At 72.5% G+C, this 16,328-nt stretch carries 13 protein-coding genes and 1 pseudogene; 7 read left to right on the top strand and 7 right to left on the bottom strand.

Annotated features, from left to right (window positions below):
• Window positions 1-141: 141 nt before the first annotated feature.
• A complete protein-coding gene (locus ACFYNO_RS01590; RefSeq protein WP_388003405.1) occupies window positions 142-1,797 on the top strand; it encodes an FAD-binding dehydrogenase in 1,656 nt (551 codons plus the stop codon).
• 43 nt (window positions 1,798-1,840) lie between these two features.
• On the opposite strand, the gene ACFYNO_RS01585 is transcribed toward ACFYNO_RS01590, so the two are convergent.
• The gene (locus tag ACFYNO_RS01585) at window positions 1,841-2,977 is read right to left on the bottom strand and encodes a multicopper oxidase domain-containing protein (protein ID WP_388003402.1); all 1,137 of its coding nucleotides are present in this window, start codon (window positions 2,975-2,977) and stop codon (window positions 1,841-1,843) included.
• Between the two features lie 324 nt (window positions 2,978-3,301).
• On the opposite strand from ACFYNO_RS01585, the gene ACFYNO_RS01580 reads away from it, so the two are divergent.
• The 4 genes from ACFYNO_RS01580 (at window position 3,302) to ACFYNO_RS01565 (ending at window position 7,381) form a co-directional block, all read left to right on the top strand.
• Entirely contained in the window at window positions 3,302-4,933 is a 1,632-nt protein-coding gene (locus ACFYNO_RS01580; protein WP_388004296.1) for a purple acid phosphatase family protein, read from the top strand.
• Between the two features lie 114 nt (window positions 4,934-5,047).
• The gene (locus ACFYNO_RS01575) at window positions 5,048-6,133 is read left to right on the top strand and encodes an S-(hydroxymethyl)mycothiol dehydrogenase (protein WP_388003399.1); all 1,086 of its coding nucleotides are present in this window, start codon (window positions 5,048-5,050) and stop codon (window positions 6,131-6,133) included.
• Window positions 6,133-6,777 carry an MBL fold metallo-hydrolase gene (locus tag ACFYNO_RS01570; protein ID WP_388003396.1) on the top strand — a complete coding sequence of 215 codons (645 nt, stop codon included), beginning with the start codon at window positions 6,133-6,135 and terminating at the stop codon, window positions 6,775-6,777. The genes ACFYNO_RS01575 and ACFYNO_RS01570 overlap by 1 nt, the downstream gene beginning before the upstream one ends.
• 46 nt (window positions 6,778-6,823) lie before the next feature.
• The gene (locus tag ACFYNO_RS01565) at window positions 6,824-7,381 is read left to right on the top strand and encodes a TetR/AcrR family transcriptional regulator (RefSeq protein ID WP_388003393.1); all 558 of its coding nucleotides are present in this window, start codon (window positions 6,824-6,826) and stop codon (window positions 7,379-7,381) included.
• Here the strand turns inward: ACFYNO_RS01565 and ACFYNO_RS01560 are convergent.
• The 3 genes from ACFYNO_RS01560 to ACFYNO_RS01550 all read right to left on the bottom strand — a co-directional run bounded on the left by ACFYNO_RS01560 (window position 7,378) and on the right by ACFYNO_RS01550 (window position 11,687).
• A complete protein-coding gene (locus ACFYNO_RS01560) occupies window positions 7,378-7,710 on the bottom strand; it encodes a YnfA family protein (RefSeq protein ID WP_388003390.1) in 333 nt (110 codons plus the stop codon). The two genes, ACFYNO_RS01565 and ACFYNO_RS01560, sit on opposite strands and share 4 nt — an antisense overlap.
• Window positions 7,711-7,796: 86 nt before the next feature.
• Complete coding sequence (locus ACFYNO_RS01555; protein ID WP_388003387.1) at window positions 7,797-10,301, bottom strand: germacradienol/geosmin synthase; 2,505 nt, start codon at window positions 10,299-10,301, stop codon at window positions 7,797-7,799.
• Window positions 10,302-10,475: 174 nt separating this feature from the next.
• Window positions 10,476-11,687 (bottom strand): pyridoxal phosphate-dependent aminotransferase, encoded by a 1,212-nt coding sequence (locus ACFYNO_RS01550; RefSeq protein ID WP_388003384.1) that lies wholly within the window; start codon window positions 11,685-11,687, stop codon window positions 10,476-10,478.
• A gap of 85 nt (window positions 11,688-11,772) precedes the next feature.
• Here ACFYNO_RS01550 and ACFYNO_RS01545 point away from each other — a divergent pair.
• Window positions 11,773-12,123: pseudogene (locus tag ACFYNO_RS01545) on the top strand (winged helix-turn-helix transcriptional regulator); the annotation flags it as partial.
• 67 nt (window positions 12,124-12,190) lie between these two features.
• Here the strand turns inward: ACFYNO_RS01545 and ACFYNO_RS01540 are convergent.
• Together ACFYNO_RS01540 and ACFYNO_RS01535 are read right to left on the bottom strand one after the other, a co-directional pair.
• The gene (locus tag ACFYNO_RS01540; RefSeq protein WP_388003381.1) at window positions 12,191-13,084 is read right to left on the bottom strand and encodes a MerR family transcriptional regulator; all 894 of its coding nucleotides are present in this window, start codon (window positions 13,082-13,084) and stop codon (window positions 12,191-12,193) included.
• A 116-nt stretch (window positions 13,085-13,200) separates the two neighbouring features.
• Window positions 13,201-14,064: a hypothetical protein gene (locus tag ACFYNO_RS01535; RefSeq protein ID WP_388003378.1), complete on the bottom strand. Its 864-nt coding sequence runs from the start codon at window positions 14,062-14,064 to the stop codon at window positions 13,201-13,203.
• Between the two features lie 142 nt (window positions 14,065-14,206).
• On the opposite strand from ACFYNO_RS01535, the gene ACFYNO_RS01530 reads away from it, so the two are divergent.
• The gene (locus ACFYNO_RS01530) at window positions 14,207-15,910 is read left to right on the top strand and encodes an AMP-binding protein (RefSeq protein WP_388003375.1); all 1,704 of its coding nucleotides are present in this window, start codon (window positions 14,207-14,209) and stop codon (window positions 15,908-15,910) included.
• Here ACFYNO_RS01530 and ACFYNO_RS01525 read toward each other — a convergent pair.
• On the bottom strand, window positions 15,907-16,290 hold the full coding sequence (locus ACFYNO_RS01525) for a PPOX class F420-dependent oxidoreductase (protein ID WP_388003372.1): 384 nt from the start codon (window positions 16,288-16,290) through the stop codon (window positions 15,907-15,909). The genes ACFYNO_RS01530 and ACFYNO_RS01525 overlap by 4 nt on opposite strands.
• Window positions 16,291-16,328: the final 38 nt, after the last annotated feature.

Below are 16,328 nucleotides of genomic sequence, written 5' to 3'. Positions count from 1 at the left end.
CCTGGGGGAGAGAAACGAGAGGGTGGGGGTGCTGAGCCGCGGCCGCTACTGAGAAGTAAGTTACCGTCAGGTTTCCGACCCGTCCATATTCCCGGCAGCAGCGCCTATCATCGGGGCACCCGCTGCCCTGGAGGATGCCGAATGGCTCTGGACGCCGACGTGATCGTGATCGGAGCCGGCCTGGCCGGACTGGTCGCCACCGCCGAGCTGGCCGAGGCCGGCCGCAAGGTGATCCTGCTCGACCAGGAGCCCGCCGCCTCGCTCGGCGGGCAGGCGCACTGGTCCTTCGGCGGCCTCTTCCTGGTCGACTCGCCCGAGCAGCGCCGGATGCGGATCAAGGACTCCCGTGAGCTGGCCTGGCAGGACTGGCTCGGCACGGCCGGCTTCGACCGCCCCGAGGACCGCTGGCCGCGGGCCTGGGCCGAGGCCTACGTGGACTTCGCGGCCGGCGAGAAGCGGGCCTGGCTGCACCGGCAGGGGGTGCGGTTCTTCCCGGTGGTCGGCTGGGCCGAGCGCGGCGGGCTGCTGGCCAGCGGGCCGGGCAACTCGGTGCCGCGGTTCCACATCACCTGGGGCACCGGGCCCGGACTGGTCGAGCCGTTCGCCCGCCGGGTGCGGGCCGCGGTCGCCCGCGGGCTGGTGGAGCCGCGGTTCCGCCACCGGGTGACCGGGCTGGCCGCCACCGGCGGGACGCTGGACACGGTGCGCGGCGAACTGCTGGAGCCCAGCCGGGTGCGGCGCGGCGAGGCCAGCTCGCGGGCGGTCACCGGCGAGTTCGAGCTGCGGGCGCAGGCCGTGCTGGTGGCCTCCGGCGGGATCGGCGGCAACCACGAGCTGGTCCGCGCGGCCTGGCCCGAGCGGCTGGGCCGACCGCCGGAGAAGCTGCTCAGCGGGGTGCCCGCGCACGTGGACGGGCTGATGCAGCAGGCGGCCGGCGCGGCCGGCGGCCACCTGATCAACGGCGACCGGATGTGGCACTACACCGAGGGCATCGAGAACTGGGACCCGGTCTGGGCCCGGCACGGCATCCGGATCCTGCCCGGGCCCTCCTCGCTCTGGCTGGACGCCCGCGGCCGGCGGCTGCCGGTGCCGCTCTTCCCCGGCTTCGACACCCTGGGCACGCTGGAGCACATCATGCGCTCCGGGTACGAGCACACCTGGTTCGTGCTCACCCAGAAGATCATCGAGAAGGAGTTCGCGCTCTCCGGCTCCGAGCAGAACCCGGACCTGACGGGCCGTCGGATCGGGCAGGTGCTCGGCCGGGCGCTGCCCGGCGCGCCCGGCCCGGTGGAGGCGTTCAAGAAGCACGGCGCCGACTTCGTGGTCGCGGACCGGCTCGCCGACCTGGTCGCCGGGATGAACACCCGCACCGGGGAGGCGCTGATCGAGGAGGCCGGGCTGCGTCGGGAGATCGAGGCCCGGGACCGCGAGATGGCCAACCCGTTCGCCAAGGACCTCCAGGTGACGGCCATCCACGGGGCCCGGCGCTACCTCGGCGACCGGCTGGTGCGCACGGCCGCCCCGCACCGGCTGCTCGACCCGAAGGCCGGACCGCTGATCGCGGTCCGGCTGAACATCCTCACCCGCAAGTCGCTCGGCGGGCTGGAGACCGACCTGTCCGGACGGGTGCTGCGGGCCGACGGCTCGGTGCTGGACGGGCTGTACGCGGCGGGCGAGGTGGCCGGGTTCGGCGGCGGCGGGGTGCACGGCTACCGCTCGCTGGAGGGCACCTTCCTCGGCGGCTGCCTCTTCTCCGGGCGGACGGCGGGCCGGGCGGCGGCCGCGGCCACCGCCTGACCCGCCCCCGGCCTTCGGCCGGGGGACCCCCGAGTCACCTCCGCTACGGGGTGACCCGGTAGCGGCCGACCATGCCGCCCATCATGTGATCCGTGACATGGCAGTGGTAGATCCAGTCGCCCACGTTGTCCTCGAGGTACTCGACGGTGAGCGTGGTGGAGGGGCCGATCAGCTCCGAGTCCACCCAGCCCTGCGCCCGCTTCCAGCGGTGGCCGTGCAGGTGGAAGACGTGGAACTCCTTGCCGAGCGCCGCGATCCGCCAGCGCACCCGGTCGCCCTTCGTGGCGGTGAAGGTCGGGGTGTTGTCCAGGAAGGCGCCGCCGTTGAACATGTCCAGGTCCTGGGCGATGCTCGGCAGGTCGGCCTGGTAGGCGTCGTGGAAGAAGAGGACGAACTCCTTGTCCACCTGCGGGGTGTTGTGGTCGGTGATCGCGATGATGCCGAACAGGCCGAGTTCGGCGCCGATCTCCATCACCCCGCCGCCGCCCGCCATGTCCATCGCGCCGGCCCTGCCCGCCGCCGGGGCGCCGGCCGGGGCCGGGACGGTCTGCGGCACCGAGTGGTCGTGGTACGGCCAGGTGCCGACCGAGGAGGGCAGCGCCGTCCAGGTGTAGGTGTAGGTGCCGCCGAACGGGACGGCGGTGCCCGGGTAGTCCGGCACGTCGGCCAGCCAGCCGCCGTCGTTGTCCCGGTCGTAGCGCACGCCGTGCGGGTGCATGCTGTGCGGCCACTTGTAGTGGTCGTCGTGGTTGCGGAAGTGGACGACCACGGTGTCGCCCACCTCGGCCCGGATCACCGGGCCGGGGATGCCGCTGTTCTGGCCGATCCCGTGCGGGCTGGTGTCGGCGGGCAGCGGGGTGCCCCAGTTGGGGGTGTAGGCCCGGTAGCCGATGGCCCAGAAGCTGGTCTGGTCGGCGGTGTAGTGGGTGCCCATCATGCCGTCGTACCCGTTCGGGACGGGGTTGTGCAGGAAGGACTCCGCCTGGATCCAGTACTCGCGGACCTTGCCGCCGGGCTTGTGCTGGTCCGCGGCGAACGGGTCGGCGGCGGCCGGCTGGACCGGGTCGGCCTGGGCGCTGGAGGCGCCGAGCGCGGCCGAGCCCGCGATCGCGGCCACGGCGCTGCCGGCCAGCAGGGTGCGGATCGCGCCGCGTCGGTCCGCGGACGGTGCTGAGGGCATGAGGGAATGCCTCCGGTTCAAGGATCGGTGTTGATGCGGAGTCAAAGGGAGGAGGCAGGGGTGAGTCAAGGGTTTCGGCATACGAGTCGGATGATCCGTCAAGTGTTATGCCAGGACTCTGAAGGAACTCATAGCAAGCTCTTGACCTGGACCGACCGGCATAGCGCGGGCTCACCGCCCCTCAGAACAGTTGCCTCATGAGACAAGTGTGAACGGTCTGAGGATGGCTGGAAACCTCGGTTTCTACGCGCGTTCACCTGATGATCAGCCAGGAGTGCATCTCTTCCTGCGAGAGTCCTCCGCATGGAGATCGAGATCCCGAACATGGGTGTGCCGGTTGAGCTCGCCGCCCGGATGAGCATGGCCGAGCAGCACGAGTACCTGCGGGGCACGCTGTCCCGCCGCCGGGTGCTGCGCAACAGCGCCATCACCGTCGGCGCGCTGGCCGTCGGCGGCGCGCTGGGCAGCGGCACCGCGTCCGCCGCGCCCTCCGACGCGGCCGCGGCCGTCGACGGCGCCAAGGTGGTGCCGGTCGGCCGCCACCTGCAGTTCGGCGCCCACCCGGAGTCGCAGATGCGCGTCTCCTGGCAGGTTCCGGTGCCGGTGAAGAAGCCGTTCCTGCGCTACGGCCGGACCCCGTGGGACCTCTCCCACAAGGTCGAGGCCGAGATCCGCGCCCTGCACACCCCGGCCCTGGTGCCCGGCCAGAGCCCGGTCGACCAGTACTACGTGCACGTGGCGCTGGACGACCTGCACCCCGACACCACCTACTACTACGGCGTCGGCCACCAGGGCTTCGACCCGGCCAAGCAGCAGCAGATCTCCAGCCTGGGGACCTTCCGCACCGCCGCCTCCCGCCACCACCGCCAGGGCCGCACCTTCTCGCCGTTCACCTTCACCGCCTTCGGCGACCAGGGCGTCTCGGCCCACGCCGCGGCCAACGACAACGTGATCCTGGCGCAGAACCCCCAGTTCCACCTGCACGCCGGCGACATCTGCTACGCCGACCCGATGGGCCAGGGCCTGGACTCGGACAAGACCGCGTTCAACGCCACCACCTGGGACGCGTTCCTGGTGCAGACCGAGTCGGTGGCCGCCAGGATCCCGTGGATGGTCGCCTACGGCAACCACGACATGGAGGCCTGGTACTCGCACAACGGCTACGGCGGCGAGGACGCCCGCTGGTTCCTGCCGGAGAACGGCCCGGACCCGCGCCTGGCGCCCGGCGTCTACTCGTTCAAGTACAGCAACGTCGGTGTCATCTCGCTGGACGCCAACGACGTCTCCTACGAGATCCCGGCCAACCTGGGCCTGACCGCCGGCCGGCAGACCGCCTGGCTGGACAAGACCCTGAAGCAGTTCCGGGCGGACTCGTCCGTCGACTTCATCGTGGTCTTCTTCCACCACTGCGCCTTCTCCACCACCCACCAGCACGCCTCCGACGGCGGTGTCCGGGACGCCTGGGTGCCGCTGTTCGAGAAGTACCGGGTCGACCTGGTGATCAACGGTCACAACCACGTCTACGAGCGCACCGACGCCATCCTCGGCAACAAGGTGAACAAGGCCGTGGTCAGCGGCGACACCGTGGAGCCGGAGAAGGACGGCGTGGTCTACGTGACCGCCGGCGCCGCGGGCCGCAGCCTCTACTCGTTCGACGCCCCGCAGACCTACGAGGGCCACGAGACCCGGGTCGACGAGGTGCAGACGTACCACTTCGACAAGGGCCAGGTGAAGGTCAACGAGACCGTCGAGTGGTCGCGCGTGCGCTACCTCGGCTACTCGTTCATCAAGGTCGACGTCACCCCGGCGCACCAGGGCCAGAAGGCGACCATGAAGGTCACCGCGCTGACCGAGACCGGGCAGCAGATCGACCACTACACCATCGCCCGCACCGTCGGCCGGCGCTGGAACCCGGCCTGGGGCCGCGAGCTGCCGGACGACAACAGCTGGAGCTGATCCGCCACATGCCGCGGAGCCACTGACGGAGGTCACCGCAGGCGGCCCCTCGGGAGACAATCTCCCGAGGGGCCGTTCGGGTTCCGCAGCAGAGCAGAGGGAGAGGCAGCCGGAATGTCACAGCAGGTCAGGGGCGTCATCGCGGCGGGCAGAGGCGAGCCGGTGCGGGTCGAGACGATCGTGGTGCCCGACCCGGGGCCGGGCGAGGCGGTGGTCCGGGTGCAGGCCTGCGGCGTCTGCCACACCGACCTGCACTACCGGGAGGGCGGGATCAACGACGCGTTCCCGTTCCTGCTCGGGCACGAGGCGGCCGGCATCGTCGAGCAGGTCGGCGAGGGCGTCACCGAGGTCGCGCCCGGCGACTTCGTGATCCTCAACTGGCGGGCCGTCTGCGGGCAGTGCCGGGCCTGTCGGCGCGGCCGGCCGCAGTACTGCTTCGCCACCCACAACGCCAAGCAGCCGATGACGCTGCTGGACGGCACCGCGCTCTCCCCGGCGCTGGGCATCGGCGCCTTCGCCGAGAAGACCCTGGTCGCCGCCGGCCAGTGCACCAAGGTGGACCCGGCCGCCTCGCCGGCCGCCGCCGGGCTGCTCGGCTGCGGGGTGATGGCCGGCATCGGAGCCGCCGTCAACACCGGTGCGGTGGGGCGCGGCGACAGCGTCGCGGTGATCGGCTGCGGCGGGGTCGGCAACGCGGCCGTGCTCGGCGCCCGGCTGGCCGGCGCGGCGCGGATCATCGCCGTCGACCTGGACCCGCGCAAGCTCGACCGGGCCCGCGGCCTCGGCGCCACCCACACCGTGGACGCCGGCTCGGCCGACGTGGTGGAGACCATCCGCGAACTGACCGGCGGCCACGGCGCCGACGTGGTGATCGAGGCGGTCGGCCGCCCCGAGACCTACCGGCAGGCCTTCTACGCCCGCGACCTGGCCGGCACGGTGGTGCTGGTCGGCGTGCCCACCCCGGAGATGACCCTGGAACTGCCGCTGCTGGACGTCTTCGGGCGCGGCGGCGCGCTCAAGTCCTCCTGGTACGGCGACTGCCTGCCGTCCCGCGACTTCCCGATGCTGATCGACCTCTACCTCCAGGGCCGGCTCGACCTGGACGCCTTCGTCACCGAGACCATCGGGCTGGACGAGGTCGAGGCCGCCTTCGAGAAGATGCACGGCGGCGACGTGCTGCGATCGGTGGTGCTGCTCTGATGCGGATGATGCCCCCCGAGCCCGAGATCGAGCTCCTCACCACCAGCGGCACCTTCGACCTGGACGGCGGCAGCTGGGAGGTGGAGAACAACGTCTGGATCATCGGCAACGAGGACGAGGCCGTGGTGATCGACCCGGCCCACGACGCCGAGGCCATCGCGGCCGCGCTGGGCGACCGGCAGGTGCTCGGCATCCTGTGCACCCACGCCCACAACGACCACGTCAACGCGGCGCCCGCGCTGGCCGCGCTGACCGGCGCGCCGATCCTGCTGCACCCCGAGGACCTGCCGCTCTGGAAGCTCACCCACCCCGGCGACCAGCCCGACGAGGAACTGCGGGACGGCCAGCGGATCGTGGTCGGCGGGCTCTACCTGCACATCCGGCACACCCCCGGGCACAGCCCCGGCTCGGTCAGCGTCTACGTGCCCGCGCTGGACGCCGTCTTCACCGGTGACACGCTGTTCCAGGGCGGGCCGGGGGCCACCGGGCGGTCGTTCTCGGACTTCCCGACCATCATCCGCTCGATCGAGACCCGGCTGCTCGACCTGCCGCCGGAGACCGTGGTGCACACGGGCCACGGGCCGACCACCACGATCGGCGAGGAGGCCCCGCAACTGGCCGAGTGGGTGGCGCGCGGGCACTGACGGTCCGTCGGCCCGGGCGGCGGCGGGGGAGAGTACGGTCACTACTGTGAGTACACCTTCCCCCGCCCGTGACCGCATCCTCGACACCGCGTCGCGTCTGTTCTACGCCGAGGGCATCCACACCGTGGGGGTGGACCGGATCGTCACCGAGGCGGCGGTCACCCGGGCGACCTTCTACCGGCACTTCCCCAGCAAGGAGGAGCTGATCCTCAGCCACCTCCAGCGCTGGGACGACTGCCTGCGCGCGGAGGTGGCCGAGGTGCTCGCCGCGACGGCCGGGACGGCGGCGCTGCGGGAGCTGTTCGGGCGGCTCGGGGCGATGCTCGCGATGCCCGGGTTCCGCGGCTGCCCGTTCATCAACGCCGCCGCCGAGTACCCCGACCCGGCGCACCCGGTGGCCCGCAGCATCGCCGTCCACCGGGTCTGGCTGCTCACCCTCCTCACCGACCTCCTGACGGCCGGCGGCCACCCCGACCCCGAGGGGCGTGCCGAACTGCTGATGCTGCTGCGCGACGGCGCGATGGTGGGCGCCTCGCTCGGCGACGGGGCGGCGGTGGCGCGGCGGCTGGTGGAGGGGGCCGAGAAGGTGCTGACGGCGGGTTAGCGGCGGGGGCCGTACATGATCACGGCGACCCCGGCGAGGCAGATCGCCGCGCCCGCCAGGTCGTAGCGGGTGGGGCGGAAGCCGTCGGCCACCACGCCCCAGGCGAGCGAGCCGGCGACGAAGACACCGCCGTAGGCGGCCAGCACGCGGCCGAAGTGGCCGTCGGGCTGCAGCGTCGCCACGAAGCCGTAGGCCCCTAGGGCGACCACGCCCGCGCCGATCCACGCCCACCCGCGGTGCTCGCGGGCGCCCTGCCAGACCATCCAGGCGCCGCCGATCTCGAGGACGGCGGAGAGGAGGAAGAGCAGGATGGAGCGGGCGATGGTCATGACCTGGGAGTTTAGGCGGTGGGGCGGGGCACCCGTAGCCCCTGTGGGCCCGGCCCGGGGGGGCCGGGCCCACAGGGGCTACCGGATCAGCAGCCGGCCGGGGTGAGGCGCGCGGCGGCGGTGCCCAGGCCGGAGAGCCTCGGGGGGAGGTAGCCGGCTGCCACCGGGTCGGGGTCGGCGACGGCCGGGGTGCCCTCGGGGGCCGGGGTGGTGGCCGGTTCGCCGAGGGCTGCGGCCGCCGCCTGGAGAGCTTCGATCGCCTTGGGGAGGGCTTCGACGACCTCCTGTGACGTGAGAGCCGCAGCCGCCCGGCGGACCCCCGGGACCGGGACGCCGTGGATGCCCGGCAGCAGCGTGAGGCCCGCCGACGCCCCGGGCGTCGGCGCGGTGGGCGCGGTGGGCCCAGTCGTCGGAGCGCCGGCGCCCGCCAGGCGGGCGCGGTAGGTGGCCGGCTGGTACTCCAGCTCCGGCCCGTACCGGGTCACGCCCTCGTGCCAGACCAGGATGCCGCTCATCCAGTTGCGCAGGTCCTGGAGGTAGGCCTCGATCTCGGTGCGCTGTTCCGCCGTCAGGGCCAGGTCGTCGAGGAGCTGCGGCACCTCATGGGCCGTCAGGTGCTCGAACTGCCGCATCCGGGAGGTCTGCAGATCGGTCACCACCGCCAGGGCGTGGTCCTGGTCGGTGCTGAGGAAGTTCCGCACCACCAGCACCGCGTTGTGCAGCTCGCCCTCGTACTGGATCTCCTTCGGGTAGGAGAACAGGTCGTTGATCAGCCAGCCGTAGTCGCTCGCCGCGTTCTCCACCGCGCGCATGGTGCCCGACTCGAAGACCGCGTCCGGCGCCGTGCGCTGGTGGGCGAAGCGGCTGAGCAGCATGGTCAGCGCGGAGCCGAAGGTGTGGCGGCGCATCTCGATGTAGTCGACCGGGTCGGGGATCCGGTTCTCGGCGAGGTTGGCGATCTCCCAGACCCAGGCGTCCAGCATGGTGATCACGGCCTCGCGGAAGGCCTCCCGGTTCCGCGCGGGCAGCGGTCCGGCCGTGGCTGCCCAGAGGTCGGCCAGCCCGGCCTCCAGCACCGAGGCGGGCGCGAGCCCGGGCGCCGCCGCCGGGTCGTCCAGCGGCATGAAGCGGGCCAGCCGGTCGACGGCGGCGCGGGCCGCGTTGACGTCCGCCGGGCGGCCGAAGGCGTAGTTGAACCAGTCGTCCCCGTAGGTGCCCCAGGTCAGCCACTTGGCGGAGAGCACCAGCTCGTCCAGGGTGGCGTCCGGGTCGAGGCCGGCCGAGCAGAGCGCGAAGTCGGCGCCGCGCAGCGACTCGTCGGTCCAGGCACCGGAGTCGGGCAGTCCGGGCCGGACCTCGGTGGCGCCGAGCGCGCGGGCCCACTCGATCGAGGCCTCCCGGGCCGCCGCGTGGTGCGGGCTGCGGCCGGGCGGGAACGGCTGGTACATGGCCGGCACCCGGTAGTCGCCGACCGGCTCGTACGGCGTGTGGACGAACTGCCGCAGCGCCTGCGGGTGGAAGAGCCGCCGCAGGTCGAGCGCGGCGGTGCCGAGGCCGCTCGGCGCGCCGGAGAAGCCGGCGCCGTCGACCAGCCCGTCGTTCATGTACCGGCTGGACCGCATATGCCACTCGTGGCCGCCGGACTGCCAGTCCTGCAGCCCCTTGGCGTAGGCCAGCACCCGGTTGATCTCCGGCACGCTGAGTGCGTGCTCGGCGAAGAGCGGCGGCAGCTCGGTGAAGAAGGTGTTCTCGAACTGGTGCAGCCGGGAGCTGAGCATCTCGTTGACCGCTTCGGCGGCCTGCTGGGTGGGGTAGCCGAGGAAGTGCTCCAGCACCAGCACCCCGTTGCTCAGCTCGCCCTCCTGGCCGACCTCGCGCTCGTAGGAGAAGAGGTCGTTGCGCAGGTGCACGGCGTCCGAGAAGGTGTCGCGGAGCACCCGCAGCGGCCGGCTGCCGGCCACCCGGGCGGGCACCTCGGCCTGCGCCGCGTACTCCACCAGCCCGGCCGACCAGGGCGCGCCGCCGACCTTGCGGCGCATCTCGATGTACTCCACCGGGTTGGCGATCCGGCCCTCGTGGATGTTGGAGAGCTCCCACATCGACTCGTTGAGCAGGTGCTCGGTGGACTCCCGGAACCGGGCCCGCCAGTCCAGCGACATGTGCGGCACGGTGCGCCGCCAGAGGTCGGCGAGGCCCGCCTCCACCGGGTTGGTCGGCTCGGGGCCGGCGGCGTCGTCCAGGTCCATCGGCATGAAGGCGGGCAGCCGGTCCAGGTAGGCCTTGGCGCCGGTGCGGTCGTCGGGGGTGCGCTTGAAGGTCTCCAGGAAGTGGTCGTCGAAGAAGAAGACCCAGACGTACCAGTCGGTGACCAGGTCCAGCGCGTCAGCCCCGCAGTCCGGGTGGGTGTAGGCGCAGAGCAGGGCGTAGTCGTGGGCCTCGAGGTCGGCGAGCTCCCAGACGCCGGATCCCTCCAGCATGCCGAACTCCCGGGCCCATGCTCTGGTGTGCTCCCGCGCGCGCTCGAGGTGGGGATTGAGCCGCGCCGGGTGCGGCAGGTAGAAGTCCGGAAGCTTGAACGGCTGCTGCGCCATGAGTCCCCCCACCGGGAAGTCGGAACGTCGATCTTCCACATGGTCGGCGGAAGATCGGCGTCCGGTAAGCCGCGCACAGCAGTGCGCGCCCGGCGTGCGGCAATCGGCACACGTGATCTTTCGAGTGAATTCCCGTCAGATCGGCGGCGCCCGGCACTTGCTGGCGGTAGGCGTCTACTGGCGGTAGGTCGTCAGGAATCGCCCGATCCGGCTGATCGCCGTCTCCAGGTCGTCCGCCCGGGGCAGCGTGACGAACCGGAAGTGGTCCGGGCGGGGCCAGTTGAAGCCGGTGCCCTGGACGATGTGGATCTTCTCCCGGAGCAGCAGGTCCAGCACGAAGCGCTCGTCGTCCTTGATCCTGTGCACCGCCGGGTCCAGCTTGGCGAAGGCGTAGAGCGCCCCCTTGGGCTTGACGCAGCTCACCCCGGGCAGCTCGTTCAGCGCCCGCCAGGTGACGTCGCGCTGCTCGGTCAGCCGCCCGTTCGGCAGCACCAGGTCGTTGATCGACTGGTGGCCGCCGAGCGCCGCCTGCACCGCGAACTGGGCCGGCACGTTGGGGCACAGGCGCATGCCGGCCAGCATGGTCAGGCCCTCCAGGTAGTCCCTGGCGTGCTGCTTGGGCCCGGAGACCACCAGCCAGCCGCTGCGGAACCCGGCCACCCGGTAGGCCTTGGAGAGGCCGTTGAAGGTGAGCGTCAGCACGTCGTCGGAGAGCGCGGCCAGGCAGTGGTGCTCGACGCCGTCGTAGAGGATCTTGTCGTAGATCTCGTCGGCCAGCACCATCAGGCCGTGCCGGCGGGCCAGGTCCAGGATGCCGGTGAGCAGTTCCTTCGGGTAGACGGCGCCGGTCGGGTTGTTGGGGTTGATCACCACGATCGCCTTGGTGCGCTGGGTGATCTTGGCGGCGATGTCGTCCAGGTCCGGGTACCAGTCGGCCTCCTCGTCGCAGAGGTAGTGCACCGCCTTGCCGCCGGCCAGCCGCACCACGGCCGTCCAGAGCGGGAAGTCGGGGGCCGGGACCAGTACCTCGTCGCCGTCGTCCACCAGGGCCTGGACGGCCATCTGGATCAGCTCCGAGGCGCCGTTGCCCAGGTAGACGTCGTTGACGTCGACGCCGCTCACCCCGCGCTGCTGGTAGTACTGCACCACCGCGCGGCGGGCCGGCAGGATGCCGCGGGAGTCGCTGTAGCCGTGCGCGTGCGGCAGGTTGCGGATGATGTCCTGGAGGATCTCCTCCGGGGCCTCGAAGCCGAACGGCGCGGGGTTGCCGGTGTTCAGCCGGAGCACGCTGTGCCCGGCCTCCTCCAGGGCGTTGGCCTGGTCGACCACCGGACCGCGGATCTCGTAGCACACGCCCGCGAGCTTGCTGGACTGCCGGAACTCCATCTGCGCCTCCACTGCCGCCGAGCTGGTTGCTTTGTTCTACCAAGTAAGTACTTGGAAAGTCCAACCTCTTGGCTATGCTGATGGCATGTCACGCCGAAGCTACGACCAGTACTGCGCCATCGCCCGGGCCCTGGACGCGGTGGGGGAGCGCTGGAGCCTCCTGATCGTCCGTGAACTGCTCGGCGGCCCGCGCCGTTACACCGACCTGCACGCCGACCTGCCCGGGGTCTCCACGGACATCCTGGCCGCCCGGCTGAAGCAGTTGGAGGCCGAGGGCCTGCTGGGCCGGCGGCGGCTGGAACGTCCGGCCAACGCCTCGGTCTACGAGCTGACCGAGCGCGGGCAGGCACTGCGGCCGGTGCTCGGGGCGCTCGGCGACTGGGGGCTGCCGGCGCTCGGCGAGCAGCGGCCGACCGACGCGGTGCGCGGGCACTGGGTCACCGGGGCGGCCGCGCCAGTCGGCTGAGCAGGGGTTCTCCGACGCGACTTGTCTCAGGCAGCCGCTAGCCGGCGGTTCGCAGCGCCGTGGTGATCCACTCGTGCGCGTCGCCCAGGGTGGGCCGCCCGCCGGCCAGTTCCCCGACCAGCGACCAGTAGCGGGCCACCACCGGGTGGGTGAACTGGATGACGGCCAGCTCGCGGCGGAACTCCACGGTGTCCGCCCGCCCGGCGGCCCGGGCGAAGGCCGAGACGTAGAGGTCCACCGCCTCCCCGGCGGCCGGCCGGGCGCCGCGGGCCAGCTCGGCCAGCGCCAGCTCGTAGGCCTCGCCGGCGCCGGCGTAGACCAGGTCGAGCCCGCCGCAGCGCGGCTGCTGGCCGCGAGCGGCGGCGGCCAGCGCCGGGTCCTCGGCCAGCGCGTGCAGCCGGGCGTAGGCGAGCGCCTGGGCGGGCGTCGGCTCGGTGGGCAGCTCGGGCAGCGTGGCCGCCACCACCTTGGCCCGCAGCGGAGCGGAGATCCGCACCGGCAGCACCCGGCGCCAGAAGGTGGCCATGGCGTCCAGCGCGGGCGGCCGGCTGAGCGCCGCACCGAGCGTCAGCAGCTCCTCGGGCGCTTCGGCCAGCGCGGCCAGCGCCGCCTCGTGCCAGCGCAGTTCGGCCAGCCGGCGGGCCACGTCGGCGCGCTGCGCGGCGAGCGCCCGCTCCAGCGGCAGCTCGCCACGGGCCACCTCGCCGGCGGTGGGCAGCGCCAGCCCGAGCGCGCGCAGGCCGCGCAGCTGCCGCAGCCGGTCCAGGTCGGCCGGCCCGTACCGGCGGTGCCCGCCCGCGCTGCGCCCGCCGCCCGGCAGCAGCCCCTGGTCGGAGTAGTAGCGGACCGTCTTGACGCTGACGCCCGCCGCCTCGGCCAGCATGCCGATGGTCAGACTGGTTTCTCCCCCTGGAGGAGTTCCTACGGTCACCCCATGAGCATATGTGCAGTGCTCGAACGGCTGACGGGCCGTCGCGGGGGGACGGCCCGTCAGTTCACCGCGTCAGTTCACCGCTTCCGGCCGGTGCTTCCGGCCCGTGCTTCCGGTCAGTGCATGGCGCAGCCGCTGGAGCGGTTGCTCCAGAGCGGCTGCACCGCGAAGGTGCCGGTCGGCAGGGTGAGCTTCTGGAAGTTGCTCTCGCAGGTGTCGCCGATCTCCTGGCCGGCCGAGTTGACCCAGCCGGAGCTGGGCTGCGGGTCGCTGATCGACTCGGCGTACTCGTGGCCCTCGACGATGCTGAAGGCGTCCAGCTTGCCGCCGAGCGCGCTGTTCGGGCAGCGGCTGCCGGCCGGGGCGTCCAGCTGGTAGGGCATGTTGGTGTACGAGACGCTGCCCGAGTAGTCGTGGTAGGCGCAGAAGCCGGAGCCCGGCCAGCCGTCGGGGGAGGTGCCGCTGGGGCTGAGCACCACGATCTGGACGTCCGGGTCGTCCGCCACGCCGAAGTGGGAGGCGGCGTTGTCGGCCTCGGCGGCGATGTCGTACTGCTGGGAGGAGGCGGGGGCCGGGGCCGCGTCGTCCACCCAGCTGCCGCCGTACACCGGGCCGGTGAAGGACGGGCCGGAGCCGGAGGAGTCGGTGTACTGCGAGGTGATGGTGGACCAGGTGTCCTGGCTGGTGCCGAGGCCCTGGAAGAACTTGGCCAGGTACGGCTGCACGCCGTTGGCGTCGCTGTGCCACTGGCTGCCCCAGAAGTCCAGGTAGACCACGGGGTGGTGCTGCACCGGACCGCCGTGGTAGCGCATCGGCGAGGTGCGCTGCGGGGCGTGCTGGGTGTAGGCGGCGCGGGAGTGGTGCGCCGCGGCGGCGGCGCCGGGGGCGGCGGCCAGTTGGGCGGCGGGGACGGCGGCCACGGCCAGGGCGGCGGTGAGGGCGGCCAGGGCGCGACGGGGGGAGGAGGTGCGCAGGTTCATGGCGCTCGCAATCACGATCGACAGGTGTGGGGGCTGTGCTGCGGCGGCTCGGTCCAGATACTGGTGCCCTGGCGCGCGACCCTCAAGCGCGCCGTATCGACGTGAACACGCCAAGGCGGGAATCCGCCTGCAAGGAGACGCCGTGACCAGCACCACCCCGACCGAGCGCTACCGAGCCGCCCGCGACCTGATGCTCCGCCAGGACGGGTCGGGCGGGGCGGACGGGTCGGCCGAGTTCGCCTGGCCCGACCTCGGCGAGCGGTTCAACTGGGCCGTCGACTGGTTCGACGCGATCGCCCGGGGCAACGAGCGCACCGCCCTGTGGATCGTCGAGGAGGACGGCAGCGAGGCCCGCCACAGCTTCGACGCCATGGCCCGCCGCTCCGACCAGGTCGCCCACCACCTGGCCGGGCTCGGCGTCGCCAAGGGCGACCGGGTGCTGCTGATGCTCGGCAACCAGGTCGAGCTCTGGGAGGCGATGCTCGCGGTGATGAAGCTCGGCGCGGTGATCATGCCCGCCACCACCGCGCTCGGCCCCGCCGACCTGGCCGACCGGATCGCCCGCGGCAAGGCCGACCACGTGATCGCCAACGCCGCCGACACCGCCAAGTTCACCGGCGAGTTCACCGGCGAGGGCGTCACCCGGATCGCGGTCGGCGGCGCGCCCGAGGGCTGGACCCCCTTCGAGGACGCCTACCGGATCGCCGACCCCGCGCCGCTGCCCGCCACCACCGCCCCCGACGACCCGCTGCTGGTCTACTTCACCTCCGGCACCACCAGCCGCCCCAAGCTGGTCCAGCACACCCAGTCCTCGTACCCGGTCGGCCACCTGACCACCATGCACTGGATCGGCCTGCGCCCCGGCGACGTGCACTGCAACATCAGCTCGCCCGGCTGGGCCAAGCACGCCTGGAGCTGCTTCTTCGCCCCGTGGATCGCCGAGGCGACGATCTTCGTGCACAACTACACCCGGTTCGACGCCGCCCGGCTGCAGGCCGAACTGCGCCGGGCCGAGGTGACGAGCTTCTGCGCGCCGCCCACGGTCTGGCGGATGCTGATCCAGAGCGACCTGTCCGGCGGCCCCGGCTCGCTGCGCGAACTCGTCGCCGCCGGCGAGCCGCTGAACCCCGAGGTGATCACCCAGATCGAGCGGCACTGGGGCCTGACCATCCGGGACGGCTTCGGCCAGACCGAGACCACCCTGCTGGTCGGCAACCCGCCCGGCGCCCCCGTCAAGCCCGGCTCGATGGGCCGCCCGCTGCCCGGCGTGCCGGTGGTGCTGGTCGACCCGGTCAGCGGCGAGCCGGCCGAGGAGGGCGAGCTCTGCCTGGACCTGGCCCGGCGCCCGCTCAACCTGATGACCGGTTACCTGGACGACGAGCAGCGCGCCGCCGAGGCGATGGCCGGCGGCTACTACCACACCGGCGACGTGGCGAGCCGGGACGCCGAGGGCTACATCACCTACATCGGGCGCACCGACGACGTCTTCAAGGCCTCCGACTACAAGATCTCGCCGTTCGAGCTGGAGAGCGTGCTGATCGAGCACCCCGCCGTCGCCGAGGCCGCCGTGGTGCCCGCGCCCGACCCGACCCGGCTGGCCGTGCCCAAGGCCTACGTGGCGCTGGCCCCCGGCTGGGCGCCCGACCGGGAGACCGCGCTCGCCATCCTCCGGCACGCCCGAGAGAACCTGGCGCCCTACCTGCGGGTGCGGCGGCTGGAGTTCTACGAGCTGCCGAAGACCATCTCCGGCAAGATCCGCCGGGTCGAGCTGCGCACCCGCGAGCAGCAGGGCGAGGCCTTCGGCGGCGAGTGGCGCGACGACCAGTTCCCGGAGCTGAAGGGTTAGCCCTGACGGTCGAGCGTGATCCGGATGCCGACCGTGCCGGCCGCGCCCCGGCGCAGCCGGCTGCCGAGCAGGGTCAGCCGGCCGATCAGCCCGTACTTGCGGGCCAGCAGCGCGCGGTAGCCGGCGCCGTCGACCAGTTCGGCGGTGGCCGGCACCGACTCGCCGGTGGCTTTCCCGCGCACGTCGCACGGTCCGACCAGCACCCCGGGCCGGCGGCGGATCCGCTTGACCTTCCAGCTGTCGGCCACCGTCCAGACGCCCAGCGCGTCGCCGTCCCGGACCACCCAGACCGGGGTGGGCACCGGCGTGCCGTCCTTCTTGTACGAGGTGACCAGCAGGTACTTGCCGTTGCCCAGCCGCTCCAGCAGCGCGTCATCCATGGCGGGACTGTACAGCTGTCAGAATGCCTTCCGTACGT

It is taken from the genome of Kitasatospora sp. NPDC006697, from assembly GCF_042869935.1.
GTDB lineage: Bacteria > Actinomycetota > Actinomycetes > Streptomycetales > Streptomycetaceae > Kitasatospora.
The sequence above is the reverse complement of the archived record's forward strand: the minus strand, read 5'-3'. Positions and strand labels throughout refer to the sequence as shown.

Bases quoted from the DNA above. Each gene is read 5' to 3' on its own strand.
- ACFYNO_RS01590 (WP_388003405.1), top strand. From the start codon at position 142: ATGGCTCTGGACGCCGACGTGATCGTGATCGGAGCCGGCCTGGCCGGA.
- ACFYNO_RS01585 (WP_388003402.1), bottom strand. From the start codon at position 2,977: ATGCCCTCAGCACCGTCCGCGGACCGACGCGGCGCGATCCGCACCCTG.
- ACFYNO_RS01580 (WP_388004296.1), top strand. From the start codon at position 3,302: ATGGGTGTGCCGGTTGAGCTCGCCGCCCGGATGAGCATGGCCGAGCAG.
- ACFYNO_RS01575 (WP_388003399.1), top strand. From the start codon at position 5,048: ATGTCACAGCAGGTCAGGGGCGTCATCGCGGCGGGCAGAGGCGAGCCG.
- ACFYNO_RS01570 (WP_388003396.1), top strand. From the start codon at position 6,133: ATGCGGATGATGCCCCCCGAGCCCGAGATCGAGCTCCTCACCACCAGC.
- ACFYNO_RS01560 (WP_388003390.1), bottom strand. From the start codon at position 7,710: ATGACCATCGCCCGCTCCATCCTGCTCTTCCTCCTCTCCGCCGTCCTC.
- ACFYNO_RS01555 (WP_388003387.1), bottom strand. From the start codon at position 10,301: ATGGCGCAGCAGCCGTTCAAGCTTCCGGACTTCTACCTGCCGCACCCG.
- ACFYNO_RS01550 (WP_388003384.1), bottom strand. From the start codon at position 11,687: ATGGAGTTCCGGCAGTCCAGCAAGCTCGCGGGCGTGTGCTACGAGATC.
- ACFYNO_RS01535 (WP_388003378.1), bottom strand. From the start codon at position 14,064: ATGAACCTGCGCACCTCCTCCCCCCGTCGCGCCCTGGCCGCCCTCACC.
- ACFYNO_RS01525 (WP_388003372.1), bottom strand. From the start codon at position 16,290: ATGGATGACGCGCTGCTGGAGCGGCTGGGCAACGGCAAGTACCTGCTG.